The organism is Streptomyces microflavus, assembly GCF_014650075.1.
Taxonomy (GTDB): Bacteria; Actinomycetota; Actinomycetes; order Streptomycetales; family Streptomycetaceae; genus Streptomyces; species Streptomyces microflavus.
This window is the reverse complement of record NZ_BMUG01000007.1, coordinates 51,312-74,763: the sequence shown is the minus strand read 5'-3', so window position 1 is coordinate 74,763 and position 23,452 is coordinate 51,312. Positions and strand designations below refer to the sequence as shown.

Genomic DNA, 23,452 nt, shown 5'->3' with positions numbered 1-23,452 from the left:
ACGGCGTCACCACCGCCCGGCCGGCACCTCCGGGACCCGGTCTCAGCCGAGCAGCTGGTTCTGCAGGATCACGGTCTGCTGGAACGGGATCCGCGCCGCTTCCTTCTTGCCCGGCCGCTCGTGCACGATCAGGGCGAGGGTGTCACCGGCGCCGCTGTACGCCAGCCGGGTGTGCGCGGCACCGTGCGGGGCCTTCTCGGTGAGGACGTACGACGCGACCCCCTTGACCGCACGCGAGAACGTCCAGGTCGTGTCGAACGCCGTCTCCTCCGCCCCGGCCGGCGTCCGCTGCATCGTGGTGCCGAGGTTCAGCTCGTCCCTCATGTGGGTGGCAAAGGCGGTCGAGTTGAACCGCAGCAGGTAGATCCGGGCCCGGGTGCCGTCCGGCATGGTCCAGCCGCGGGCCGCGATGTGCCGGGGCGGTGCGTCCACGAGGAGCTGGGCCAGCTCCTCCCGGTCCTCGGCCGCGTACTCGGCGAGGAACCGTTCCTGCTTCACCCAGCCGCCGTCGAGCGCCTTGTCCGGGGTGGATCCCGCCGGAGCGGGCAGCAGCAGCTTCCGCAGGTCCGCGTGGTGGATCTCCGCGGTGTTGGCGTCGGTGAACGGGCGGGGCGCGCCGGCCGGCAACGCGGGGAGGGAGAGCTTCGGGTAGTCCCAGCGCCCGTCGCTCTCGGTGGCGAGCCCGGGGACGTCGGTCCGCTCGGCCGAGGTGATCGCCAGCGCCGTACCCGTACCGAGCCCGCCGAACACCAGCAGGGCCACCGTCCACCGCGCCACGGCCCGCAGGGCGCGGCGGGGCGGGCGGGGGGCCTCCGGCACGGCCGGGGCGGCGGTGGGCTCGGGGACCTCCACGGGCTCGGCGGGGACCGCAGGCTCGGCGGGCGCGGGTACTGCCGCGGTCTGCTGCTCGCTCATATGGACTCCCCCGGGGACGTGATGTGGTCGAGCTGCTCCTTGACCAGGCCGGCGACCGTGGACGCGCTGAACGGCTTCGGCCCGTCCGCCTCGACGGTCACCGAGATCCCGCCCTCGTAGGCGGAGCAGGCGATGCTGTCGAGCGGGTCCTTGCCGTCCTTGGGCATCCGGTAGCAGGTGGCGTTCTTGTGGCCTTCGATCTTCGGCCCCTTGCGCAGCACACCGAACGAGTTCAGCAGGGCGATCTGCCGCTCGTGCATGGTGCGGACCGCCCGCTCGTCCTCCATCTCGACCACCCGGACGGAGAGCACCAGATCGTCGAAACCGGTGCGTGCGTACGGGACGGAGACGCCACGGGTGTACGTGCGGTGGGCGACGCCCTTGACCCGGAGCTTGTCGAAGAACGCGTCGAGCTCACGGCGCTGCTTGCCCGCCAGCCCGCGCCCGGTCTCCTTCAGGGCGGCGGTGGCCTCCGCACCGCTCGTCTCGCCGTCGTTGCCGAGCTCGCCGATGTCCGGGCCGAGCCGGTAACCCTCGGGCACGGGCATCAGCAGCCTGCTCAGCTCGGTGTCCGTCCGGCCGCGGTCCGCCTTCGCGGCGGGGTCGAGGCCCGGCTTGGGGCCGCTGCCGTCCCAGACGACCGTGGTGACGGTCCGGTCGGCACCGTCCACGGTCCGCACGGTGTAGGCGGCGGCACCGCCCACCGCGGCGAGCACCAGCACGAAGGGCAGCACGGTGAGCAGCACCCGGCGCCGCTTCGGGGCGGGAGCCTGCGGAGCGCCAGGCGCCTCGGGCGCTGCGGGCGCTGCGGGCGCTGCGGGCGCGTCAGAGGCTGCGGGCGCGTCGGGCGCTGCGGAGGCTGCGGGCGCCTCGGGGGCTGCGGAGGCCTCGGGGGTCGTCTTCTCGACGTCGTCGCTCACAGGCGCTCCAGCTGTCGTTCGGCGAGGACGCGGATGTCCTTCTTGCTGATCGGCTTCGAGTCGGTGATGTTGATGTCGATCATGATGTCGCCGCGCACGGCCAGCGCCCTGGCGCGGTAGAAGGGCAGGTAGCCGGCCTCCCGCTCGACGGCGTACAGGAAGTAGCGGCCGGAGTCGGTGCCTTCGAGCGGGTCACCGGCGTTCCCGGCCCCTTCCTCCGCTTCCGGCATGTACGAGAGCTGTCCCCCGAAGTGATCGGCGGCGCCCATGACCGCGTTCGACCGGAACTGGACCAGGGTGACGGCGGACTCCCGGTACTTCCCCTGCATCCATCCGGTCACCGCGATCCGGCGCAGGTCGTTCTCGGCGAGGTACAGGAACATGGCCCGCTCGCCCTTGAACTCCCGGACGTACTCCGGGAACGGCAGCCACTCACCGCCCTTCCGGGGATGCGACGGAGAGGCCTTCGCCCCCTTGGGCCGCTCCACGAGCAGCTTGCGCAGATCGCCGTCCGTCCTGACCTGCCGGTCCTCGGAGGCCGGCAGCGGTGCCGGTGTCTTGCCCGCCGGGAGCGGCTTCGCCGGGTACCCGAGGCCGGGCTGGGCGAGGGTGGGCAGGGGTGTCGGTGGCCGCTGCGCCTGGATGCCGTAGCCGACGGCGGTGCCGCCGGAGATCCCGAGCAGGGCCGCGGCGGCGATGATCAGCGCCGTACGGCCACGGGGCCGGGGTCTGGGTCCGCCGGCAGGCGAAACGGTGTCGTTCGGTTCCAAAAGGGGTCCCCCGCAGAGAGTTCGAAGCGCAGTTCGCATACGTGCGCGCACAAGTGACTCGCAGGTCAGGGGGGAGGTTGCCTGCCGGACGATTACAGTTCGGTCTATGCCGAAGAAGCTTGTGATCAAGGTGACCGCCGGGCCCGAATCCGCCGAGCGCTGCTCGCAGGCCTTCACCGTCGCGGCGGTGGCCGTGGCCAGTGGCGTGGAGGTCTCGCTCTGGCTGACCGGGGAGTCCTCGTGGTTCGCGCTGCCGGGCCGGGCCGCCGAGTTCGAGCTGCCGCACGCCGCCCCGCTGCCCGATCTGCTCGACTCGATCCTGGCGGGCGGCCGGGTCACCCTCTGCACGCAGTGCGCGGCACGGCGCGAGATCACGGAGAAGGACGTGCTGGAGGGCGTACGGATCGCGGGGGCGCAGGTCTTCGTCCAGGAGGCCATGACGGACGGCACGCAGGCGCTCGTCTACTGAGCCCCGCCCCTGCCCCATAGGCCCCTCAGTACCGCTTCTTCCCGTCCAGCTCGTCCCACCACGCGTCGGACTTCGGGTCGCCGGAGGGGTCGTCCCACCACCGGTCCTCGGGACCGCGCCGGTTGGCGAGGACCGCGGCGACGGGCGGAATCACCATGGCAACGAGGCACATCGCGACGGCGGCGGGCATCGACCACAGGCGTACGACGGCCCAGGCGGAGACGAAGAGGGCGACGCAACCGCCCATCATCCAGAAGTAGCCGCGCCGGCGTCGGGCGTACATATCTCCAGCGTAGAACCGTTTCCGGGCCGGTGGAACAGAGCCGGGGTACAGAGCCGGTGGAACAGAGCAGGTGGAACAGAACGGCGCGAAGGGCCGCACCCCGCGTCAGGTGGCGTCCAACCCCCTGGGGTGCGGCCCTCCGGCCGTTCTTCTGTGCCGTGGACCGGCCATGCCGTGGATCAGACGGCGATCGCGACCTCGGAGAGCCCACCGGTCTGCGCGACGACCGTGCGGTCGGCGCTGCCGCCCGGGACCAGGGCGCGGAGCGTCCAGGTGCCCTCGGCCGCGTAGAAGCGGAACTGTCCGGTCGCCGAGGTCGGGACCTCGGCGGTGAACTCTCCGGTCGAGTCCAGCAGACGCACGTACCCGGTGACGGGCTCGCCGTCGCGGGTCACGCTGCCCTGGATGGTGGTCTCACCGGGCTTGATCGTCGAAGCGTCGGGGCCGCCGGCCTGTGCTCCACACATGGTTCTGTCCTTCTGGTCGGGTCGTGCGGGTCGGTCGGGGTTACTTGGCGGGGCCGAGCTCGATCGGCACGCCGACGAGGGAGCCGTACTCGGTCCACGAGCCGTCGTAGTTCTTGACGTTCTCCTGGCCGAGCAGCTCGTGCAGGACGAACCAGGTGAGCGCGGAGCGCTCACCGATGCGGCAGTACGCGATGGTGTCCTTCGCCAGGTCGACCTGCTCGTCCTCGTAGAGGGCCTTGAGCTCGTCGTCCGACTTGAAGGTGCCGTCGTCGTTGGCGTTCTTCGACCACGGGATGTTGCGGGCGCTCGGCACGTGGCCGGGGCGCTGCGACTGCTCCTGCGGGAGGTGCGCCGGGGCGAGCAGCTTGCCGCTGAACTCGTCGGGCGAGCGCACGTCGACCAGGTTCTGGCTGCCGATGGCCTTCACGACGTCGTCGCGGTAGGCGCGGATCGACTCGTCCTGCGGCTTGGCCTTGTACTGGGTGGCCGGGCGCGTCGGGACGGCGTCGGTCAGGTCGCGGGAGTCGAGCTCCCACTTCTTGCGGCCGCCGTCGAGGAGCTTGACGTTCTCGTGGCCGTACAGCTTGAAGTACCAGTACGCGTAGGAGGCGAACCAGTTGTTGTTGCCGCCGTAGAGGACGACCAGCGTGTCGTTGCCGATGCCCTTCTCGCTGAGCAGCTTCTCGAAGCCGGCCTGGTCCACGAAGTCACGGCGGACCGGGTCCTGGAGGTCCTTGGTCCAGTCGATCCGGATCGCGTTCTTGATGTGGTTCTTCTCGTACGCGGAGGTGTCCTCGTCGACCTCGACGATGGCGACCTGCGGGTCGTCGATGTGGGCCTCGACCCAGTCGGCGTCTACCAGGACGTCGCTGCGGCTCATGTTGTTCTCCTCCGGGGCAGTCTGCGGCGGGTGGTGCGAGATGCGGAGTGATCCTGCGGGGGTGCGGGTATACACGCGGACGGACGGAGCGCGGCGCGTACGGGGCACGGGGGCCGGCCCTGACGGTGGTCGAAGGGCCGGGGAGAGACGGGGACGGAACGAACGCCCCGCTCAGGAGGTACGACAGAGCATGGCGGCGACGCGGCACAGGTCTACTGCCCGCCGCTTCGTGAGATCCGCCTGTCGCTTCATGGGTCCGATCGTAGGGAGGTACGGGCGGAGATGTCACCGTCGTGTCGCATGGTGAGACGCGATCATCCATGATGCGAGACGCGATGCGGGGAGGCGCGCCCCGGAGCCGGTTTCCCGTCCCCCTTCGCCCGCCGGGCATCTACGGACCGGACACCGGCGTCTCACTATCCGGATCCGGCGGTGTTCCGGTGCTCTCAGCCGGTGAGCGACACGTCCGAGCCGTTCAGCGCGATCTCCAGGCCGTTCTGCGTCACCTGGATCTTCTGGAGTTCGAGCCCCTTGGGCAGACCGTCGATGTCGCGCTCGAAGTCCGTCCTCGTACGGACCAGTTGCTCCAGCCCCGGGATGCCCTCCCCCGGCACCTCGTCCGCCCTCACCTTGATCGTGTGGGCGTCGACGCGGGTCACGGTGGAGACCACGCTGCGGGAGATCTGGCGGCCGAGGATCTCGACCGTGCCGGTGACCTTCACCTTGCCGTCGCCGCCGTACGCGACGGTGACGCCGTCCTCCGCGGCCGCCGTCAGGTCCGCGTACGAGACGACGGCGGTGCCGGTGGCACGGGCGGCCGTGGCGCTGGAGTAGCCGGAGCCGAGCTTCACGTCGTGCAGCCGCGCCCGCACCTCGCCGACGCGTATCGCGCGGCCCGCGGCCTCGGTCTTCATGTCCTTGAGGGTGACATCGACCTGGCCGAACTCCGAGGCGGCGAGCTGGGTCAGGAACGGGAAGCCCTTGATCGAGATCTCGGTCGTCCCGGCGCTGCCACCGCTGATCCTGACCCGGTCCTCGGCCTCCGACTCGGCGAAGTGGAGCGCCAGCCGGTCGGCGGCGACGAAGAGGCCGCCGACCACCGCCAGCAGGACCAGCAGGATTCGCAGTGCGCGCATGTGTGTGGTTCCCCCACCTCGGCCGTACGGTCAATGCCCCCGGGTGACCGACGAGCGGCACCACCCGATCGGTTCCCGGGGCGTGTACCCCCTTTGAGGGCGCGTCAGGCCCGTCGTCCGAGATCGACCGCACGTCAGACGAGCGCGCGGCCGATCAGATAGACCGCCGGGGCCGCCACCGTGAGCGGCAGCGCCACCCCGGCCGTCATGTGGACGAAGCGCGAGGGGTAGTCGTAGCTCGCCACCCGCAGCCCGATCAGCGCGCCGGCGCCCGCCGCGAGGCCGAGGAGCGCCCCCTGGCTGCCGTAATCCGTGAACCCGCCCACCGCGATGCCGGCGCCCGCACTCGCGAGCAGCGCCACCACGACGGACGCGATGCCCGGCAGCGGCAGCGCACGGGTGAGTACGGCGGCCGCGACCGCCACCCCGCCGACCGTCACCGCGTCCGGGAGAGCCGCGAGGTGTCCGGCGGCGAGCACCGCGAGGGCCGCCGAGACGACCGTGGCCATCAGCCCGGACATCCGCTCCTCGCCGGTCGCCGGGGAGCGGAGCTGGAGGACCACGGTGAGCAGCACCCAGACCCCCAGGGTGCCCAGGAGCGCGGCGGGACCGTTCTCGCGGCCCGCCGCGAGGAGCGCGACATCGGCGACGAGGCCGCCGGCGAAGGCGAGCGCGATGCCCTGGCGGGCCGGCCACATGCCGTTGAGCCGGAACCATCCGGCGGCGGTCACCGCCTGGAGGAGGACGAGCGGGACGAGCAGGGCGTACGGGCCGACGGCCGCGCCGCCCGCGAGGAGCAGGCCGAGACCGGCGGTGATCGCGGCGGGCTGCATCCCGGGCGCGATGATCGGCGAACGCCCCTCGGCCCGGGCCCGCTGGGCGTCGGTGAGCCGGGCGTTGCCGAGGGTGGTGGGCGCGCTGTAGCCGGAGGCGTCGGGGCCCGGCTGCGACGGCTGGGGCGCGGCCGGGGTCACGGGCCCGGGGGCCGCCTGCGCCTCGGGCGGCAGCGGGAGCGAGCCGGAGGCGCCCTGCGGGGGCAGGTAGCCGGTATCGGCGGCGGGCCGGAACGGCTGCTGCTGCTGATGCTGCCCGGAGGGGAACTGCTGGTACGGCTGATGCTGCTGAGGCTGGGGTTCCTGGTACTGCGGCTGCGGAGTCCCGTACGGGTCGGGCTGGTGCGCCCCCGTCGCGTACGCACCCGACTGCTGCGGCCCCGTACCGTACGGGTCCTGCTGCCCGGCCCCGTACGCGTCCGGCTGCTGCGGCTGCCTGTAGGCCGGTGCCTGCCCGGCGTGCTGGTCCCGCTGGATCGTCGGCTGGTACTGCGTGTCCCAGGTCGGCGCCTGCCACGTCTGCGTCGCGCCCTGGCCGTGGCCGCCCGGCTCCTGGGGCGGCGCGGGCTGCCCGGCCGTCCCGTCGGGCCAGTACTGCGGCGCCTGGGGCTGCTGCGGCTGCTGGGGGTCGTACGGATACGGGTACTGCTGATCGCTGCTGCTCATGGCCTGCGGTTCACCCTCCTGCGAACGGCGGGAGCACCTCGACCGTGCCGCCCTCGGCAAGGCGTACGGTCTCATGCCCGCGGGTACCGACGGGGTTGCCGTCGATGAGGAACGAGCACCGCCGGAGCACCTGGCTCAGCTCTCCGGGGTGCCGCGTGCGCACCGCGTCGAGCGCCTCCGCGAGGGTCTCCGCCGCGTACGGCTCCTCCGCGGTGCCCGCGGCGGCCTTGGCCGCGGCCCAGTAGCGGATCGTCCCCGCTGCCATGGCGCCACTCCTTAGGTCGGTCGGTCGCACGCCTCGTGCGTCAGCTCTCCATGATGGGTCACGCGGGCGGCGGGCCCGTCGCCCAGTCGGCGATCCGGGCGAGGAGGGCGTCGTCCGCCGCGTTCTCCGCGTGCCCCATCCCCCGCTCCAGCCACAGCTCAGCCCCACCCTCGCCCGCCGCCCGGGCCAGCATCCGGGGGTGGTCCAGCGGGAAGTACGGGTCCCGGTCGCCGTGCACGAGCAGCAGCGGGGCCGGGGCGATGAGCGGGACCGCCTCGACCGGGGAGAGCGGGACCGGGTCCCAGTCGTCGGTGGCGATCCGGGTACGGAATCCGTACCGCCCGACGAACCTCCCCGAGGGGCGGGTGACCACCCAGTGCAGGCGGCGCATCGGGGCCGTACCCCGGTAGTACCAGCGGGCGGGAGAGCTGACCGCCACCACCGCGTCCGAGTGCGCCCCCAAGTGCTCCCCCATGCGCCGTTCGCGCACCGGTACACGGACGGACGCATCCCGTGCCTCGGATTCTTCCGTATACAGAGCGCCGTGCCGGAGCACCACGGAACCGCCCATGGAGAACCCGACCGTAACGACCCGGACGTGCCCCAGGGTCCGCGCCCAGGCCACCGCGGCGGCCAGATCCAGCACCTCGCGGTCGCCCACCGTGGAGCGCCCGCCGGACCGTCCGTGGCCCCGGAACGAGAACGTGATCACGGCCGCACGCTGGGAGAACACCCGCGCGGCACGGCGTACGGCGGGCCGGTCGACCGAGCCGGTGAACCCGTGCGCCACCACGATCGCGGGGGTGTCCGCCACCGCGTCCCCCGGACCGCTCCCCCGGGCCCCGAAACCTGCCGTACACGGCTCGTACACCGCCTCGACCGGGACCCCGTCATCGGTCAGCAATGTGGCGTACCGGTGGTTCGGCGTGAGCAAGGGAACAGAAGAACTCAGGAATGGACCCTCGGACACAGAACTCATGTGGGCTATTCTGCTGCGAAGAGGATCCGGGCAATGCAGCCCCCGGGTCCTTTTGTGCTTCCCGGGCGTTGTTACGGAGACGTTTCAACAAGCTCAGCGGTCCCAGGGCGCGGGGCCGCACCGTAACAACCGCATGACGCATGACGTACGAAGCAGTGCCGCATACTCCCCCGGGTCCGACCCGGGAGTGCCCCTCTCGCAGGGAACGAGGAGGACCGACGTAATGGGCGAGCGAACCGTGCACAACGATCGACCGAACCAGGCAGGTGGGCGGCGATGAGTTCACTGCTGCTGTTGACGAACGCACTCCAGCCGTCGACGGAGGTGCTTCCCGCCCTCGGCCTCCTGCTGCACAGCGTGCGGGTGGCCCCCGCCGAGGGCCCGGCCCTGGTGGACACCCCGGGCGCCGATGTGATCCTCATCGACGGGCGCCGCGACCTGCCTCAGGTCCGCTCGCTCTGTCAGCTGCTGCGGTCCACCGGACCGGGCTGTCCGCTGATCCTCGTCGTCACCGAGGGCGGCCTCGCGGCCGTCACCGCCGACTGGGGCATCGACGACGTCCTGCTGGACACAGCGGGGCCCGCCGAGGTCGAGGCCCGGCTGCGGCTGGCCACCGGCCGGCAGCAGATCACCTCCGACGACTCCCCGATGGAGATCCGCAACGGCGATCTCTCCGTCGACGAGGCCACGTACAGCGCGAAACTCAAGGGCCGGGTCCTGGACCTGACCTTCAAGGAATTCGAACTGCTGAAATACCTGGCCCAGCACCCGGGCCGGGTATTCACCCGCGCCCAGCTCCTCCAGGAGGTCTGGGGCTACGACTACTTCGGCGGTACGCGGACGGTCGACGTCCACGTCCGGCGGCTGCGCGCCAAGCTCGGCCCCGAGCACGAGTCACTGATCGGGACCGTCCGTAACGTCGGCTACCGCTTCGTCACCCCCGAGAAGGTGGAGCGCGCCGCCGAGGAGGCGAAGGAGCGGCAGGCCGCCCAGCAGAAGGCCGCCGAGCCCGTCACCCGATCGGAGCAGTCGTCTTCGGCCACAGCGGCGGAAGAAGCCCCGGTAGAGGCTGCCAAGAGGTAGTTCCATCCGCGTAGACTGCCGCGCGTGGCCAAGGTGACGCGGGACGATGTGGCGAGACTGGCGGGGACGTCGACCGCGGTCGTCAGTTACGTCATCAACAACGGACCCCGGCCGGTCGCCCCGGCCACGCGCGAGCGGGTGCTCGCCGCGATCAAGCAGCTGGGCTACCGGCCCGACCGGGTCGCCCAGGCCATGGCCTCGCGGCGGACCGACCTCATAGGAATGATCGTCCCGGACGCCCGGCAGCCCTTCTTCGCGGAGATGGCGCACGCGGTCGAACAGGCCGCCGCCGAGCGCGGGAAAATGGTGCTCGTCGGCAACTCCGACTACCGCGACGAGCGCGAGGTCCACTATCTGCGCGCCTTCCTCGGCATGCGCGTCTCCGGGCTGATCCTGGTCAGCCAGGGCCCCAGCGAGCGGGCGGCGGCGGAGATAGAGGCGTGGGACGCCCGGGTGGTGCTGCTGCACGAGCGCCCCGAGGCGATCGACGACGTCGCGGTGGTCACGGACGACGTCGGCGGCGCCCAGCTCGCCACCCGCCACCTGCTGGAGCACGGCAACGCGTACGTGGCCTGCCTCGGCGGTACGGAGGAGACCCCGGCCGTCGGTGACCCGGTCGCCGACCACGTCGAGGGCTGGCGCCGGGCGATGCACGAGTCCGGCCGCTCGACGGAGGGCCGGCTCTTCCAGGCCCCGTACAACCGGTACGACGCCTATCAGGTGGCGCTCGGGCTGCTCGCCGGCCCGGACCGCCCCCCGGCGATCTTCTGCGCCACCGACGACCAGGCCATCGGGGTGCTGCGGGCGGCGCGCGAGCTGCGCATCGACGTACCCGGTGAGCTGGCGGTCGCGGGCTTCGACGACGTGAAGGAGGCCGGGCTCACGGATCCGCCGCTGACCACGGTCTTCTCCGACCGTCCGGCGATGGCGCGGGCCGCCGTGGACCTGGTGCTCGACGACTCGCTCCGGGTCGTCGGCTCGCGGCGGGAGCGGCTGAAGCAGTTCCCCTCGGCGCTGGTGATCCGGCGCTCGTGCGGCTGCGGGGAGCCGAACGCGTCGGAGTGACCGCCGCCTCCTGAGGTGTCGGAGGCGCGTCCTAGACTCCCGCGCATGCCACAGACCCTGATGATCTACGACGGCACGACGGGCGAGACCGCCCCCGGGCTGCGCACCGGCGGGATACCGCTCGTCCCCGTCGGCTTCTCCTGGCCCCGGTGCGCCACCTGCGAGGGCGCGATGCAGTTCCTGGCGCAGCTGCCGGTGGACGAGGGCACCGTCGCCGTCTTCATCTGCGCGAACGACCCGGGCCTGTGTGAGGAGTGGGACCCCTTCGACGGCGGGAACCGGGCGTACCTCTTCCCGTCCGCAGTATCCGGCGGACTCGTCCCGGCGACGGTCCCCGCCGAGGGGGAGACCCGGCTGGGGGCGGTGTCGGCGGTCAAAACCGTGACCGTCGAGGAGGACACGTACGACGACGCCCGTTCCGCGTACGCCGAGCTCTGCGGCCGGGGGCGGGCGGTGCTGGGCTCCCTGGGCGGCGAGCCCGACTGGTACTACGCGGACCGGGTGCCCAACTGCCCGGAGTGCGAGAAGCCGATGGCGTTCGTGGCGCACCTGGAGGAGGGCAACGAGACGGCCACGGCCGCCAACTACGGGGGCGGCCTCGGGTACGTCCTGACGTGCGCGCCCTGCACATGGGCCGTGTTCCTCACCCAGAGCTAGTACGGACATCGCGGGGCGCCCTTACAGCGGGCATACGCGGTTCTTCCGGGCTTCTCAGGACGTACTCAGGCTGCTCTCATCTTGGCTCGCGAGGCTGATGCACATGACGGAGAGCCCCCGCCCGAGCGGCGCGTACACGACGGACCAGGACCCCACCCCGTACCCGTACGACACGGCGTACAGCACCGCGTACGACGGCGCGGCAGGCGGCTACCCGCCGCCGCCCCCGTACGCCCCCGACCCCTCCTCGTACGCCTCCGAGCCCCCCGCCCCCGGGCACCGCGACCGCCGGGCGAAGCGGCCGGTTGCCCTGCTGGCGGCGGTCGCCCTCGCCGCGGCCGTGATCGGCGGCGGTACGGCCACGCTGGTCGGGCAGCTCAGCGACGGCGGGGCGAGCGCCACCGGCTCCACCGGCACGGTCCAGGGCACCACCGTCTCGCAGAGCAGCAAGGGAACCGTCTCCGGCGTCGCCGAGGCGGTCTCCCCCGCGATCGTCGAGATCGGCGCGGCCTCCTCGGCGGGCAAGTCCACCGGGTCCGGGGTGGTGATCACCGAGGACGGCGAGATCGTCACCAACAACCACGTGATCTCGGGCGCCCAGCAGATCGAGGTCACGCTCTCCACCGGCAAGACCTACACCGCCGACGTCGTGGGCACCGACCCCGACAAGGACCTCGCGCTCATCAAGCTGCGTGGCGCGAGCGGCCTGAAGACGGCCTCGCTCGGCGACTCCTCGCAGGTCAAGGTGGGTGACCAGGTCGTGGCGATCGGCTCGCCCGAGGGCCTGACCGGCACCGTCACCAGCGGAATCATCTCCGCCCTCGACCGAAACGTCACGGTCGCCAAGGACGACTCCGGCAGCTCGGGGGAGAACCAAGGGGGTGGCGGCCAGCAGTGGCCGTTCGAGTTCGGGGGGCAGCAGTTCAACGGCGACACGGGCGAGAAGACGACCACGTACAAGGCGCTCCAGACCGACGCCTCGCTCAACCCCGGCAACTCCGGCGGCGCGCTGATCAACATGGACGGCGAGATCATCGGCATCAACTCCGCGATGTACGCGCCCAGTTCCTCGGCGGCGGGCAGCGGCTCCACGGCGGGCAGCGTGGGCCTCGGCTTCGCGATCCCGGTGAACACGCTCAAGGCCGACCTGGACACCCTGCGCGCGGGCGACGGCTCCTGACCGTGCGAGGCTGAGACACTCCCGCAGACCGCCCCATCGGCCGGAACGAGAAGAGGACGACACAGCGATGAGCCCCGCCGAAGACGATCCCCAGCGCATCCTGATCGTCGACGACGAACCGGCCGTACGGGAGGCGCTCCAGCGCAGCCTCGCCTTCGAGGGGTACGGCACCCGGGTCGCGGTCGACGGGTACGACGCCCTGGCGATGGCCGAGGCGTACGCCCCCGACCTCATCGTCCTGGACATCCAGATGCCCCGCATGGACGGCCTCACCGCCGCCCGCCGCATCCGGGCCACCGGCTCCACCACACCCATCCTCATGCTCACCGCCCGCGACACCGTCGGGGACCGGGTCACCGGCCTCGACGCGGGCGCGGACGACTACCTGGTCAAGCCGTTCGAGCTGGACGAGCTGTTCGCCCGGATCCGGGCCCTGCTGCGCCGCAGCTCGTACGCGGCGTCGGCGGCGGGCGCGGAGGCCCCGGACGACGATGTCCTCTCCTTCGCCGATCTGCGGATGGACCTGGCCACCCGCGAGGTCACCCGGGGCGACCGCCGGGTCGAGCTGACCCGTACCGAGTTCACGCTCCTGGAGATGTTCCTGGCCCACCCGCGCCAGGTGCTGACCCGGGAGCAGATCCTCAAGGCGGTCTGGGGCTTCGACTTCGAGCCGAGCTCCAACTCCCTGGACGTGTACGTGATGTACCTGCGCCGCAAGACGGAGGCGGGCGGCGAGCCGCGCCTGGTCCACACCGTGCGCGGGGTCGGCTACGCGCTCCGCACGGGCGGGAGCGGCGAGGCGTGAGCAGGCTGGAACCCACCGGCGCGCACGGCACGGGCCCCACCGGCGCGGACGGCACGGAACCCACCGGCGTGCACGGCGCGGAACCCTCCGCGGACGAGGCGACTCCCGCCAGGAAAGGGCTCGTACGCCGCTTCCGAGCGCTGCCGCTGCGCTCCCGGCTCGCGATCCTCGTGGCCACGGCGGTCGCGGTGGCGGTCGCGGCGGTGGCGGTGGCGTGCTGGTTCGTGACTCGGGCCCAGCTGGAGGACCAGCTCGACGACTCGCTGCGCAACGCGAAGATGGACAACGAGCCGATGCGCGATCTGCTGACCTCGTGCCTGAGCGGCGGGCAGCTGCCCGCCCAGGAGTTCCCCGGCCAGTACACCGTGCAGATCGTCGCGGCCAACGGCAGCTACTGCACGGCCCCGAACACCACGCCCGTACCCGCCCAGCCGAAGGACGTCGCCGTGGCGGCCGGCCGGGAGGCCGACGCCCTGCACACGACGGAGAACGACGACGGCCAGGACATGCGGGTCTACACCCGCAAGCTGCCGCCGGTGGTCGGCTCCGGCCAGGCCAACAACCAGCTCGCCGTCTCGGTGGCCCGCCCGCTCAGCGAGATCGACGCACCGCTCTCCACCCTCGCCTGGGTGCTCGCCCTCGTCGGCGGCATCGGCGTGGTCGGCGCGGGCGCGGCCGGGCTCTGGGTGGCGCGGGCGGGCCTGCGCCCGGTGGACGAGCTGACCGAGGCCGTCGAGCACGTGGCGCGTACGGAGGACCTGACCGTACGGATCCCGGTCGACGGCGAGGACGAGATCGCCCGCCTGTCGCACTCCTTCAACTCCATGGCGGCCCAGCTCGCCTCGTCGCGCGACCGCCAGGCCCAGCTGATCGCGGATGCGGGCCATGAGCTGCGCACCCCGCTCACCTCGCTCCGGACGAACGTGGAGCTGCTGGCGCGCAGCGACGAGACGGGCCGGGTGATCCCGCCGGACGACCGCAAGGCGTTGATGGCCTCGGTGAAGGCCCAGATGACGGAGCTGGCCGCGTTGATCGGCGACCTCCAGGAACTGGCCCGCCCCGACGCCGCCCAGCCCGGCCCGCTCCAGGTGGTGGGCCTGCACGACATCACCCGTACCGCCCTGCAACGCGCCCGCCTCCGCGGCCCCGAGCTGACGATCACCGCCGACCTGGCCCCCTGGTACGTCCGGGCCGAACCGGCGGCCCTGGAGCGGGCGATCGTCAACATCCTGGACAACGCGGTGAAGTTCAGCCCGCCCCGCGCCACGATCGACGTGCACCTGCACCGGGGCGAACTCTCGGTCCGGGACCGGGGCCCCGGCATCCCCGCCGAGGAACTCCCCCACGTCTTCGAACGCTTCTGGCGCTCCCCCTTGGCCCGCCAGCTCCCCGGCTCAGGCCTGGGCCTGTCCATCGTGGCCCGCACGATCCAGCAGGCGGGCGGCGAGATCACCCTCCGCCCGGCCCCGGACAACGGCCCCGGCACGGTCGCGACGATCAGGCTGCCGGGGGCGCCCACGCCGCCGCCGGGGATGTGAGTGAGAACCGGACAGCCGGTACGGTGACCGGCAGCGCCACCGGCCCGAAGAGAGATGCGCCGTGACAACAACGAGCAGCCTGAGGGCAGTTCTGGACATACTGGGCGAGCCGGTCACCGAGCGCGGCGGAACCGACGATGCCTGGCGGGGTCTCGAAGACGACCTTGGGTTCGCGCTTCCCGACGACTACAAGACGATCGTCGACGCCTACGCCCCGGTCCAGTTGTACGAGCACCTCTACCTCCATCACCCGGCGTCGGAATGCTGGAACCTTCGGCGCTGGATCAGCGAGACCGTCACGGCGTGGTCCGAGGTGGAGTGGGACGACGAGATCGACGGAGATCCACGGGCGGTTCTGGGCACGGACGAACTGCGGTTCGGAGCACCGGACGGGCTCACCCCCCTCCTCGGCTCGGACCGGGGCGAAACCGTCTTCCTCGCACGGGACGGCGCGGGCAAGCCGCTCATCTTCGCGGAGAACGGGGAGGAGGAGTTCTTCTGCCAGGCCATCCCGTTCTCCGAATGGCTACGCCAGTACGTGAGTGGGGAGGACGCCGTCGGCCCCGGCAGCGGCATCCTCCATCCGGGCCCGGTCAAGTTCAGGAGCCTGCCCATGACACCGCAGGACACCGAATCCGTGTGGTTCGGCCCCGAGCGCTCCGGGTGAGGGCCTGCTGACCGGGAAGCTCGGCGAACGACGAGACGGCCCAGGTTATGATCCCGCCACCGAAGCGTCGGCCGGACGGCCCGGAGTGGGGGAGTGAGCGCGCATGACCGACTTCTCCGCACTCCTCGGCCCTGCGGAGCGGTTCCGGCCCGCCGCTCCCGCCTCCTGGCAGGAGGTCGAGGCATGGGTCGGGGCGGAACTGCCGAGCGACTACAAGGCCCTGGTGGACGGCTACGGCGACGCCGTGCTTCTGGGCCACCTGTTCCTGCCGCACCCCCAGGGCGGCGACCCCCTGCTCACCTTCATGCAGGAGGAGCAGGACCACTTCCACCACGCCTACGACCATCACCGCGACTCCCCGGCACTCGCACTCGTATGGGACCGATTGGTCCCGTGGGCGTACCACGACTGGAACGGGGACGTCTGCCTGCTGGTCCCTCCGATCGACGACGAGGGCGCATGGGCCGTCGCGGTGGCGTTCCGGCAGTGCCCGCGCATCGACGTGCTCAAGGGGGGTGTGGGTGACTTCCTCACCGCGGTCCTGAGAGGCGGCAGAGGACTGCCTGCCGGCTGGCCCGGGGGCCTGCAACGATGGCAGTCGGCAGAAGGGTCCCCGCTGATCTGAAGGGCCACGGACCCGGTCCGGCGGGGGCACGGACCCTGCCAACAGCACGTCGACAGCGCAGCACCAGCCCGGGAGATCAGGAATGTCACCGAACTACGTGGACAGGGTCATCTCGATGCTGGGCCCGTCCGGGAACAGCCATGCGGACCCGGCGGCCTGGCAGAGGCTCGAGAACGAACTCGGTGTGGAGTTGCCCGGCGAATACAAGACGCTGATCGACCTCTACGGCCCGCTCCTCCTGAACCAGCACCTCTTCATCAAGCATCCCGCGACGGAGCGACGGAACCTGGGGGCGTGGATCCAGTCCACCGTCACCGCTTTTCGGCGGAGCAGGCTGCCAGGCCCCGAGGGAGAGATTCGGTTTGGCGGTCCTGACGGTCTTGTTCCCCTCTCCAGTACGGACCGTGGCGAGTACGTCTTCGGTGTCCACAACCGGAACGGTGAAGGCTGGACGCTGCTGGCCTGCGACGGCAACGAGCCGGACTTCTTCGAATTCCGCATGGGCTACGCCGAATGGCTGTACCGCTACCTGATCGGCGAATCGATGTTCGGGCCCGAGACCGATGTGTTCTACCCGGGTCCGGTTGTCATGGAGAGCATGCCGGTGTCCGAGACCGACGAGATGCGCGTCCTCCACGGCCCCGATCGCGGCATGTGATCCCACCCCCTGTCGGCCGGACAGGCCCCAGGGGTACGTACGACGAAGAGGGGCGGCGGGCCCATGGCTCCGCCGCCCCTCTCGTGCGTCAGCCGGCCGTCAGCCGACCGCCACGCTCTCGATCATCACGTGGTGGTCCGAGTACACCGAGTCCGCGACGGCGCACCAGCGCCGGGTCTCGCTGCTGAAGATGTAGTCGATCTTCACCCCGGAACCGTGCGTCGCGCGGCCGGTGCGGGACGTCCCCGTCTGGTCGCACTCCTGGTAGCCCTCGGTGCCCGGGCCCTGGGAGTAGAGGCCCTGCGGCCACACCCAGGCGTGGGCGTTGTTCGGCGCGTCCGGCGACTTCGCGTTGAAGTCACCGCCGAAGACCGTACGGGGGAACTGGTCGACGACCGCCTTGATCTCCGCGAACTGGTCGTCCCGGTAGTCCCAGGTGGGGTGGTCCGGGTTGATGCCCAGCCAGGAGGCGTGGACGTTGCAGAGCCGGATGTTGTCCCAGTACGGGGCCGTCGCGCAGTGGAACGGTGCCTGGAGCCCCGTCCACGGCTGGGTCGTCGGGTACGTACTGGCGTCCTGGATCCCGCCCTTGACGATGATCGCGGTGCCCGCCCGCTCGGGCTGCCCCTCCACGCACGGGCTGTCGTGCTTCACGCCGTTCTGCGACCAGCGGTACGGGTGGAACGCCTTGCCCCACCCCGGGCCGAGCTCGGTCATCAGCGTGGCGAGGGTGTTCTCGCAGACCTCCTGGAGGAGAACGGCGTGCACCCAGGTGTTGTCGACGTGCATCTTGACCACGCCCGCCTTCTGGGCGCTCGTGCCGGTGTCCGTACAGCCCCAGCGCGGAACGTCGCACATGTTCCACGACATGACCTGGAGGTTCTTCGGCTCCGCAGCGACCGCAGCGACCGCATCGGCCGCAGCGACCGCATCGGCCGCGGCGACCGCCTTGGCCGGCGGCACCGCGGCCACGGCGGCGAGCAGCAGAGCCAGGACGATCAGCGCCCCGGCGGGTCTTCTCAGTATTCCGAACAGGTTCATGGCATTCATGGCATCCCCACCCCTTACGAAATGATCACGTAAGGGATGAGCCTACGATCCGACCGCTCCTCACCCCACCGGGTTGTGCCGGATCAGCGACTCCACCAGCCCGCCCCGCTGGTTCGGGTAGTCCAGCGGGACGATGCCGAGCCCTGTCCACCCGGCGGTCTCGGACCGCTCCAGGAACGAGTGCACCTGCGGGTTGAGCCGGTCGGCGTTCCAGCGGGGCGGCATCAGGGCGGCGGTGGAGACGTAGTTCATGAAGAACTTGCCCGGCTGCTGGGCGGCCTTGCGGAACTGGGCCTCGATCTTCGGGTACTTGGCGAACGGCTCCGCCATGTAGTCGTCCTGGATGTCGAAGACGGCCGAATCGCCGTACCGCACCCCGGGCAGCCCGCCGTTGTCGGCCAGCAGCACCACCTTGCCCCGGGCCCCGCCCAGCGTGGGCAGCGTGGAGTCCAGCCGGAACAGCGACCGCCACCCCCGCGCGTCGAGGTAGTCGTCGAAGATCGCCCGGAACGCCGCGTCGCTCTCGGAGGAGTACTCCTGCTTCACCCGCATCAGCACGGTCTCGCTCGGCCGCGCGGCCAGGAAGTTCCAGCAGGCCACGAGGACATCGCCGAACATCATGTTCTGGAACGAGGCCCCGTGATGGATCGCGAACGACCCCCCGGTGATCCGGCACCGCACGTCGAGGAAGCGGATCCCGCTCTCCAACTGCTGCGCGATCGTGGTGTTCTGGCACTCCGACCACGGCCCGCCGAACCGCGCGCCCGAGTCGTGCGTACCCGGGATCGTCAGCCGCTGGAGAGCAGTGCCGTCGGGCAGGCCGCCCATCCAGTCCTGCGTCCCCCGGACCGCCCGCTCCCGTTCCCGGGTGGCGGCGACGGCAGGCGCGACCCCGGCGATCGCCGTGGCGGATACGGCGAGCGCACCGGCCAGGAAGCCTCTGCGCGTGCTCAAGAGACCTGAGGGAGCAGGGTGGTTCGTGGGCGTGGACATGGGAGCGCCTCCGAGGGCCGTGGGGGGCAGGCCCTTGGATTCTGACGGGTGCACGTCACGGCGGGAAGAGGGCCGGGCCCCTCAGTCCGGCAGCGCCGCCGTGAGGTCAACCTCCACGAGCTGCCCGGGAAAGCCCAGCTGCGCGACGCCCAGCAGCGTGCTCGCGGTGGTGAACGCCGGCCCGAGGGCGGAGGCGTTGAGCCGGGCCCACACCGACGCGAGGGTCGGCCCGTCGTCGCTCTTCACGTAGATCACCGACCGCACCACGTGGTGCGGCCCGGCGTTCACCGCCGCCAGAGCGACGAGCGCGTTGGCGGCGACCTGGTCCGCCTGTTCCAGGTAGGAGCCGGGCACGACGTCACCGTCCGGGCCGATCGGGCACTGCCCCGCCAGATAGGCCGTGCGGCCGGCCTCCACCACGGTGATGTGGTGATATCCGGGCGTATCGTGCAGCTGCTCGGGGTTGATGCGAGTGATCTTCTCCGTCATGCGCACGAGTCTGGCAAGCGCACTCCCGGCCCGCACCGCCTTTTCCCCCGCCTCCCGCCTCCCCGGCGGACGGCCGGGCTCAGCCCGCGTGCTGGTACGCCGGATACGTGACGTACCCTGCGTCACCCCCCTGGAAGTACGTCGCCGAGTCCTCCGCGGCCAGCGGCAGCCCGGCCCGCAGCCGTTCGACCAGGTCGGGGTTGGCGATGAAGGCCCGGCCGAAGCTGATCAGGTCCGCCCCCAGCCCGAGCCACCGGTCCGCGTCCGGACGCTCGGCGCGCCGGTCCCCCATCGGCAGCACCGGGTTCATGACCAGGGTCCCGGGCCACGCCCGGCGCAGAGCCACCAGGATCTCGTCCTCGACGGTCGCCTCCAGGTGCACGTACGCGGGCTCCAGCCGCGCCAGCTCCCCCAGCAGTACGGCGTAGAGCTCGGGTACGTCCTTCTCCTCGACGCCCCAGAACGTCCCGCCCGGCGAGAGCCGGATACCGGTCCGCGCCGCACCCACGGCGTCGATGGTCGCCTCCACCGCCTCGACCGCGAACCGTACGCGGTTGGCGATGGACCCGCCGTAACGGTCCGTCCTCAGGTTGGCGTTGGAGGAGAGGAACTGGGAGATCAAGTAGCCGTTCGCGCCGTGCAGTTCGACCCCGTCGAACCCGGCGTCGACAGCCCGGCGGGCAGCCGCCGCGTACGACTGGGCGTGCTCGGGGACCTCGGCGGTGTCCAGGGCGCGGGGCATCGGCGCGGCCTGGGGACCGGTCGGCGTGAAGACCTCCCCCACCGCCGGCACGGCGGACGGCCCGACCGGCACCAGCCCGGTCGTGTCGGGGTGCGAGACCCGCCCCCCGTGCATGATCTGCGCGAAGATCCGGCCCCCGTTCGCGTGCACGGCGGCGGTGACCGGCCGCCACGAGGCGACCTGCTCATCGGTGTACAGCCCCGGCGTACCCGGATTCGACTGCCCGATCAGACTCGGCTGAACGCCTTCACTCACGATGAGCCCGGCGGTCGCCCGCTGGGCGTAGTACGTCGCCATCGACGGCGTCGCCAGGCCCTCGGCTGCGGCCCGGACGCGGGTCATGGGGGCCATCACGACCCGGTTGGGGAGGGTGAGACCACCGAGCCGGTAGCCGGTGAACAGGGTGTCGGAGTGGGTGTCGATCAGGGTCATGCCGAACGTCCTCCTGGTTCCGTGGCGCCCGCGAACCGGGCACTGCGGCTACGCTAAAACCTGACATCAATGTCAGAGGCAAGCCCGAAGAGCGACGAAGACGAAGACGGAAGAGGACGGACGCATGCGCATCGGGGAACTCGCGAAGGCGGCCGGCGTCAGCGTCCGGTCCCTGCGCTACTACGAGGAGCAGCGCCTGCTCACCAGTACGCGCAGCCCCAGCGGACAGCGGCATTTCCGGGACGCCGACATCGACCGGGTCGGCTTCATCCAGCGGCTCTACGCGGCCGGCCTGTCCAGCAGGACCATCACGGAACTGCTGCCCTGCGTGGACGCCCCGAGCGAGACGACCTCCGACGCCGCCATGGAACGGATGGAGCAGGAGCGGGAACGGCTCTCCGCCCACATCGAGGAGCTGGTCCGCACCCGGGACGCCCTCGACGTGCTGATGGCGACGAACCGGGCCCACCGCAAGACACTGCGGCGGGCCACGGCGGCCTGACGGCTCAGGCGTTCACCTGCTTCAGGCGTTCATCATCGAGATGCCGAGCATCCGGGCCCCGGTCTCGGTACGCGGCCGGTGCTCACTGCCCGGCGCGAACACGACGTACGACCCCGGCCCGTGCCGCTCGCCGCCGTCGATCACCTCGCCGCTGATGACGAAGTACCGCTCCTCGGTGGGGTGTTGATCGACCTCGGGCCACTCGGTACCGGCGGCGAAGTCGATCAGCCAGCCTCGGGCGTAGTCGGTGGCGGGCAGCTTGCGGCGCAGGATGCCGGGGGCCACTTCGCGGGGCTCCACGTCCTCGACATGGATGACCGTCTTGAGGTTGTTCTCGGTGCCCGACTGTGTCTCGTTGCTCATGACCTCACCCTGTCGCGGAACGGGGCCCCGGGCGAGCACCACACGCGGCACGGCCCGCCTCAAGCACCCTGCGCACAGAGCGCGCACACACCGCACGGCACGGCTTCCGTGAACGACACGGCCGTTGCACCCGCCGGATCGGCGGAGCCCCTGGAGACGGGCCGCACGACCCATTCGCTCCACCCGTCCCCGTGCCGCAACGAGAACCCGCAGGTACGCCCCCCGTGCAGGGCACCGAGGGCCCGTACGCAGCCCACCCCCTCGGCCCATCCCAGCACCGGGCGCTCCGCCTCCGGTAACCCGGCGAGCAGGATCCGCGCCTCGTCCCGGAGCCGCTGGATCGCCAGTTCGGGTGTGGTGGCGGAGTACCGCGCGAAGCAGTCGGGCTCGTCGCGATCCTCCGATGCGTAGGTGGACCGCTCGCACCGGTAGGCGTACGAAGGTGAGTTGGCGGGTTCGGGGACGTGGTCGAGCATGGCGCGGCCTCCTGGCAGGGACACCAGGGACGCCCCCTGCCCGCGGCCGGCGTGACGAGCTGCGGGTCGGGGGCGCCCTGGCACACGGCTCCCCCAACGGGCGCAGACGACAGGGGAGTTGGCCGCCTCGTGACGGGGCGACACATCAGGAAGCTAGCGCGCCGGGCGCACCCGTATCAAGTGTTTGACGTCTAACGAGTGATTCTGCGCGTATAAACAAGTGATACGAATGACAAGTGGCCCCCGCCTGCGCCGACGGGGGCCACTCACTACCGGATCACGAAGACTCAGGCGAAGTCGTCGAACTCGCCTTCCTTCGCTCCTCCGAGGAACGCCCGGAGCTTGGCCCGCGTCGTGTGGACGACCACATCGGGGTTGTCACTCTCGCGCAGCAGGATCTCGCCGCCGTACTCGGCAAGCTCCAGGCAGGCGTTGCCCTCGGCCCCTGACGACTTCGAGGACTTGCGCCACTGAATTTCCACGTACCTCACGCCTTCACACTTGTTGTGCGACCTCACGGATGAAGTCTCTCGACTTCCGAGGGTCGAGAGACAGCCCCTCGACCCGGTCCATCGCTGCCCGGTAGTTCGCCAGACGCGTCTCGGCGTCCAGGAACGCGGGCCCGGTTGCCGTGTCCGACAGAACGGTATCCAACTGCGGAACAGGACCGTAGACGTACTGCGTCGAGCTTCCCGTCTCCGGGAGACCGCCTGCGGCGAACGGGACGACCTTGACGATGACATTGTCGCGCTCGGATTCGCGCAGCAGGTAGGCCAACTGGCCCCGCGCCACGCCGGAGTCGCCGTAGACCATCCGTAGCGCCGCCTCATGGATGAGGAACGTGCAGGTGGGCGGGGTCTCCCGGTCCAGGACGTCCCGGCGCTTCAGCCGGTGGGAGAGCAGTCGGCGCCTGCGGGCCAACGGCAGCTCGGGCACCGCTTCCGCGAAGACGGCCCGCGCGTAGTCCTCGCTCTGGATCAGCCCCGGCATGTGCATGAGCTGTACCGCCCGGATGCCGGCCGCATGGTGCTCCAGCTCGGCCAGATCGAGCGGTCCGCTGGTCAGCTCGTTCCGGTAGTCCTCCCACCAGCCGCGCCCCCGCTCCTCAGCCATCGCGACGAGCGCCTCCACGTACGCCTCATCGGCACACGCATAGCCCGCCGCCCAGGTACGGACCCGGTCACCGCTCACACCGAAGCGACCCGACTCCGTATTGCTGATGGTGGTGCGGTCCGTGCTGAGCAGGGCGGCGGCTTCAGCGAGGGCGAGTCCCGCGTTCTGCCGCATCTTGCGCAGCTCGATCCCCACCCGGCACTGCCGCGCCGTGGGCGCCTTCCTCGGTGGCATCGGCCCCTCCTCTTGTCGCCCCACAGTGTCGCTGGAGTCCCCACCGTAATCCATCTGGTTACTCAATGGTCCAACTAGGTAGAACAAGTGAGACTTCGCGCCATGGTCCCCTCAGCGCCGCACTTCGGAGGCCCGAAGTGCGCCTGCATGGGCGCATGTTCACACGCGCACCCATGCAGCCGTCAGCACGGGCCTGA

Annotated in this window: 30 protein-coding genes; 11 read left to right on the top strand and 19 right to left on the bottom strand. The window is 71.2% G+C overall.

Annotated features, from left to right (window positions below; all coding sequences use genetic code 11):
* Positions 1–42: 42 nt before the first annotated feature.
* The 3 genes from IE264_RS20730 to IE264_RS20720 are packed head-to-tail and all read right to left on the bottom strand — an operon-like array spanning position 43 to position 2,605.
* Entirely contained in the window at positions 43–915 is an 873-nt protein-coding gene (locus tag IE264_RS20730) for a hypothetical protein (RefSeq protein WP_032759748.1), read from the bottom strand.
* Positions 912–1,835 carry a hypothetical protein gene (locus IE264_RS20725; protein WP_032759747.1) on the bottom strand — a complete coding sequence of 308 codons (924 nt, stop codon included), beginning with the start codon at positions 1,833–1,835 and terminating at the stop codon, positions 912–914. Before IE264_RS20725 ends, IE264_RS20730 begins: the two co-directional genes overlap by 4 nt.
* On the bottom strand, positions 1,832–2,605 hold the full coding sequence (locus IE264_RS20720; protein ID WP_032759746.1) for a hypothetical protein: 774 nt from the start codon (positions 2,603–2,605) through the stop codon (positions 1,832–1,834). The genes IE264_RS20725 and IE264_RS20720 overlap by 4 nt, the downstream gene beginning before the upstream one ends.
* Positions 2,606–2,711: 106 nt before the next feature.
* Between IE264_RS20720 and IE264_RS20715 the strand changes: the two genes are divergently transcribed.
* Complete coding sequence (locus IE264_RS20715; RefSeq protein WP_015610217.1) at positions 2,712–3,074, top strand: DsrE family protein; 363 nt, start codon at positions 2,712–2,714, stop codon at positions 3,072–3,074.
* A 25-nt stretch (positions 3,075–3,099) separates the two neighbouring features.
* Here the strand turns inward: IE264_RS20715 and IE264_RS20710 are convergent, their stop codons facing one another.
* From IE264_RS20710 to IE264_RS20680, 8 genes are all read right to left on the bottom strand, one after another.
* Positions 3,100–3,357 (bottom strand): DUF3099 domain-containing protein, encoded by a 258-nt coding sequence (locus IE264_RS20710; protein WP_031125904.1) that lies wholly within the window; start codon positions 3,355–3,357, stop codon positions 3,100–3,102.
* A gap of 179 nt (positions 3,358–3,536) precedes the next feature.
* A complete protein-coding gene (locus IE264_RS20705) occupies positions 3,537–3,824 on the bottom strand; it encodes a DUF1416 domain-containing protein (RefSeq protein WP_003968135.1) in 288 nt (95 codons plus the stop codon).
* Between the two features lie 40 nt (positions 3,825–3,864).
* Complete coding sequence (locus IE264_RS20700; protein WP_032759745.1) at positions 3,865–4,704, bottom strand: sulfurtransferase; 840 nt, start codon at positions 4,702–4,704, stop codon at positions 3,865–3,867.
* A 171-nt stretch (positions 4,705–4,875) separates the two neighbouring features.
* Positions 4,876–4,956: a putative leader peptide gene (locus IE264_RS38695; protein WP_350240574.1), complete on the bottom strand. Its 81-nt coding sequence runs from the start codon at positions 4,954–4,956 to the stop codon at positions 4,876–4,878.
* A gap of 194 nt (positions 4,957–5,150) precedes the next feature.
* Positions 5,151–5,840 (bottom strand): LmeA family phospholipid-binding protein, encoded by a 690-nt coding sequence (locus tag IE264_RS20695; protein ID WP_032759744.1) that lies wholly within the window; start codon positions 5,838–5,840, stop codon positions 5,151–5,153.
* A 134-nt stretch (positions 5,841–5,974) separates the two neighbouring features.
* Positions 5,975–7,339 carry a hypothetical protein gene (locus IE264_RS20690; protein WP_032759743.1) on the bottom strand — a complete coding sequence of 455 codons (1,365 nt, stop codon included), beginning with the start codon at positions 7,337–7,339 and terminating at the stop codon, positions 5,975–5,977.
* 10 nt (positions 7,340–7,349) lie between these two features.
* On the bottom strand, positions 7,350–7,604 hold the full coding sequence (locus tag IE264_RS20685; protein WP_015610212.1) for a MoaD/ThiS family protein: 255 nt from the start codon (positions 7,602–7,604) through the stop codon (positions 7,350–7,352).
* A gap of 58 nt (positions 7,605–7,662) precedes the next feature.
* On the bottom strand, positions 7,663–8,583 hold the full coding sequence (locus IE264_RS20680; protein WP_015610211.1) for an alpha/beta hydrolase: 921 nt from the start codon (positions 8,581–8,583) through the stop codon (positions 7,663–7,665).
* Between the two features lie 276 nt (positions 8,584–8,859).
* Between IE264_RS20680 and IE264_RS20675 the strand changes: the two genes are divergently transcribed.
* The 9 genes from IE264_RS20675 (at position 8,860) to IE264_RS20635 (ending at position 16,861) form a co-directional block, all read left to right on the top strand.
* Positions 8,860–9,666, top strand: coding sequence for a response regulator transcription factor (locus tag IE264_RS20675; RefSeq protein WP_015610210.1), 807 nt, complete (start codon positions 8,860–8,862; stop codon positions 9,664–9,666).
* Between the two features lie 24 nt (positions 9,667–9,690).
* Positions 9,691–10,731, top strand: a complete 1,041-nt coding sequence (locus IE264_RS20670) for a LacI family DNA-binding transcriptional regulator (protein WP_015610209.1) — start codon at positions 9,691–9,693, stop codon at positions 10,729–10,731.
* Positions 10,732–10,776: 45 nt separating this feature from the next.
* Positions 10,777–11,388 carry a hypothetical protein gene (locus tag IE264_RS20665; RefSeq protein WP_032759742.1) on the top strand — a complete coding sequence of 204 codons (612 nt, stop codon included), beginning with the start codon at positions 10,777–10,779 and terminating at the stop codon, positions 11,386–11,388.
* Positions 11,389–11,485: 97 nt separating this feature from the next.
* The gene (locus IE264_RS20660) at positions 11,486–12,568 is read left to right on the top strand and encodes a S1C family serine protease (RefSeq protein WP_032759741.1); all 1,083 of its coding nucleotides are present in this window, start codon (positions 11,486–11,488) and stop codon (positions 12,566–12,568) included.
* 67 nt (positions 12,569–12,635) lie between these two features.
* The gene (locus IE264_RS20655; RefSeq protein ID WP_032759740.1) at positions 12,636–13,373 is read left to right on the top strand and encodes a response regulator transcription factor; all 738 of its coding nucleotides are present in this window, start codon (positions 12,636–12,638) and stop codon (positions 13,371–13,373) included.
* Positions 13,374–13,441: 68 nt separating this feature from the next.
* Positions 13,442–14,911 carry a HAMP domain-containing sensor histidine kinase gene (locus tag IE264_RS20650; RefSeq protein ID WP_051822014.1) on the top strand — a complete coding sequence of 490 codons (1,470 nt, stop codon included), beginning with the start codon at positions 13,442–13,444 and terminating at the stop codon, positions 14,909–14,911.
* Between the two features lie 61 nt (positions 14,912–14,972).
* On the top strand, positions 14,973–15,578 hold the full coding sequence (locus IE264_RS38020) for a hypothetical protein (RefSeq protein ID WP_032759738.1): 606 nt from the start codon (positions 14,973–14,975) through the stop codon (positions 15,576–15,578).
* Positions 15,579–15,681: 103 nt separating this feature from the next.
* Complete coding sequence (locus IE264_RS20640; RefSeq protein ID WP_032759737.1) at positions 15,682–16,203, top strand: hypothetical protein; 522 nt, start codon at positions 15,682–15,684, stop codon at positions 16,201–16,203.
* A gap of 82 nt (positions 16,204–16,285) precedes the next feature.
* Positions 16,286–16,861, top strand: a complete 576-nt coding sequence (locus IE264_RS20635) for an SMI1/KNR4 family protein (RefSeq protein WP_032759735.1) — start codon at positions 16,286–16,288, stop codon at positions 16,859–16,861.
* Positions 16,862–16,960: 99 nt separating this feature from the next.
* On the opposite strand, the gene IE264_RS20630 is transcribed toward IE264_RS20635, so the two are convergent.
* The 4 genes from IE264_RS20630 to IE264_RS20615 form a co-directional block, all read right to left on the bottom strand.
* Positions 16,961–17,911 carry an endonuclease/exonuclease/phosphatase family protein gene (locus IE264_RS20630; protein WP_032759733.1) on the bottom strand — a complete coding sequence of 317 codons (951 nt, stop codon included), beginning with the start codon at positions 17,909–17,911 and terminating at the stop codon, positions 16,961–16,963.
* A gap of 60 nt (positions 17,912–17,971) precedes the next feature.
* On the bottom strand, positions 17,972–18,904 hold the full coding sequence (locus IE264_RS20625; RefSeq protein ID WP_032759732.1) for a phosphatidylinositol-specific phospholipase C: 933 nt from the start codon (positions 18,902–18,904) through the stop codon (positions 17,972–17,974).
* 81 nt (positions 18,905–18,985) lie between these two features.
* Positions 18,986–19,393 carry a RidA family protein gene (locus tag IE264_RS20620; protein ID WP_032759731.1) on the bottom strand — a complete coding sequence of 136 codons (408 nt, stop codon included), beginning with the start codon at positions 19,391–19,393 and terminating at the stop codon, positions 18,986–18,988.
* A 79-nt stretch (positions 19,394–19,472) separates the two neighbouring features.
* Positions 19,473–20,567 (bottom strand): alkene reductase, encoded by a 1,095-nt coding sequence (locus IE264_RS20615; protein WP_032759730.1) that lies wholly within the window; start codon positions 20,565–20,567, stop codon positions 19,473–19,475.
* Between the two features lie 124 nt (positions 20,568–20,691).
* On the opposite strand from IE264_RS20615, the gene IE264_RS20610 reads away from it, so the two are divergent.
* The gene (locus tag IE264_RS20610; RefSeq protein WP_032759729.1) at positions 20,692–21,069 is read left to right on the top strand and encodes a MerR family transcriptional regulator; all 378 of its coding nucleotides are present in this window, start codon (positions 20,692–20,694) and stop codon (positions 21,067–21,069) included.
* A 21-nt stretch (positions 21,070–21,090) separates the two neighbouring features.
* Here the strand turns inward: IE264_RS20610 and IE264_RS20605 are convergent, their stop codons facing one another.
* The 4 genes from IE264_RS20605 to IE264_RS20590 all read right to left on the bottom strand — a co-directional run bounded on the left by IE264_RS20605 (position 21,091) and on the right by IE264_RS20590 (position 23,255).
* Positions 21,091–21,432 (bottom strand): cupin domain-containing protein, encoded by a 342-nt coding sequence (locus IE264_RS20605; protein ID WP_032759727.1) that lies wholly within the window; start codon positions 21,430–21,432, stop codon positions 21,091–21,093.
* A 59-nt stretch (positions 21,433–21,491) separates the two neighbouring features.
* Positions 21,492–21,908: a hypothetical protein gene (locus IE264_RS20600; protein WP_032759725.1), complete on the bottom strand. Its 417-nt coding sequence runs from the start codon at positions 21,906–21,908 to the stop codon at positions 21,492–21,494.
* Positions 21,909–22,195: 287 nt separating this feature from the next.
* Complete coding sequence (locus tag IE264_RS20595) at positions 22,196–22,390, bottom strand: DUF397 domain-containing protein (protein WP_018511138.1); 195 nt, start codon at positions 22,388–22,390, stop codon at positions 22,196–22,198.
* 13 nt (positions 22,391–22,403) lie between these two features.
* Complete coding sequence (locus IE264_RS20590) at positions 22,404–23,255, bottom strand: DUF5753 domain-containing protein (protein WP_099126758.1); 852 nt, start codon at positions 23,253–23,255, stop codon at positions 22,404–22,406.
* Positions 23,256–23,452 lie beyond the last annotated feature (197 nt).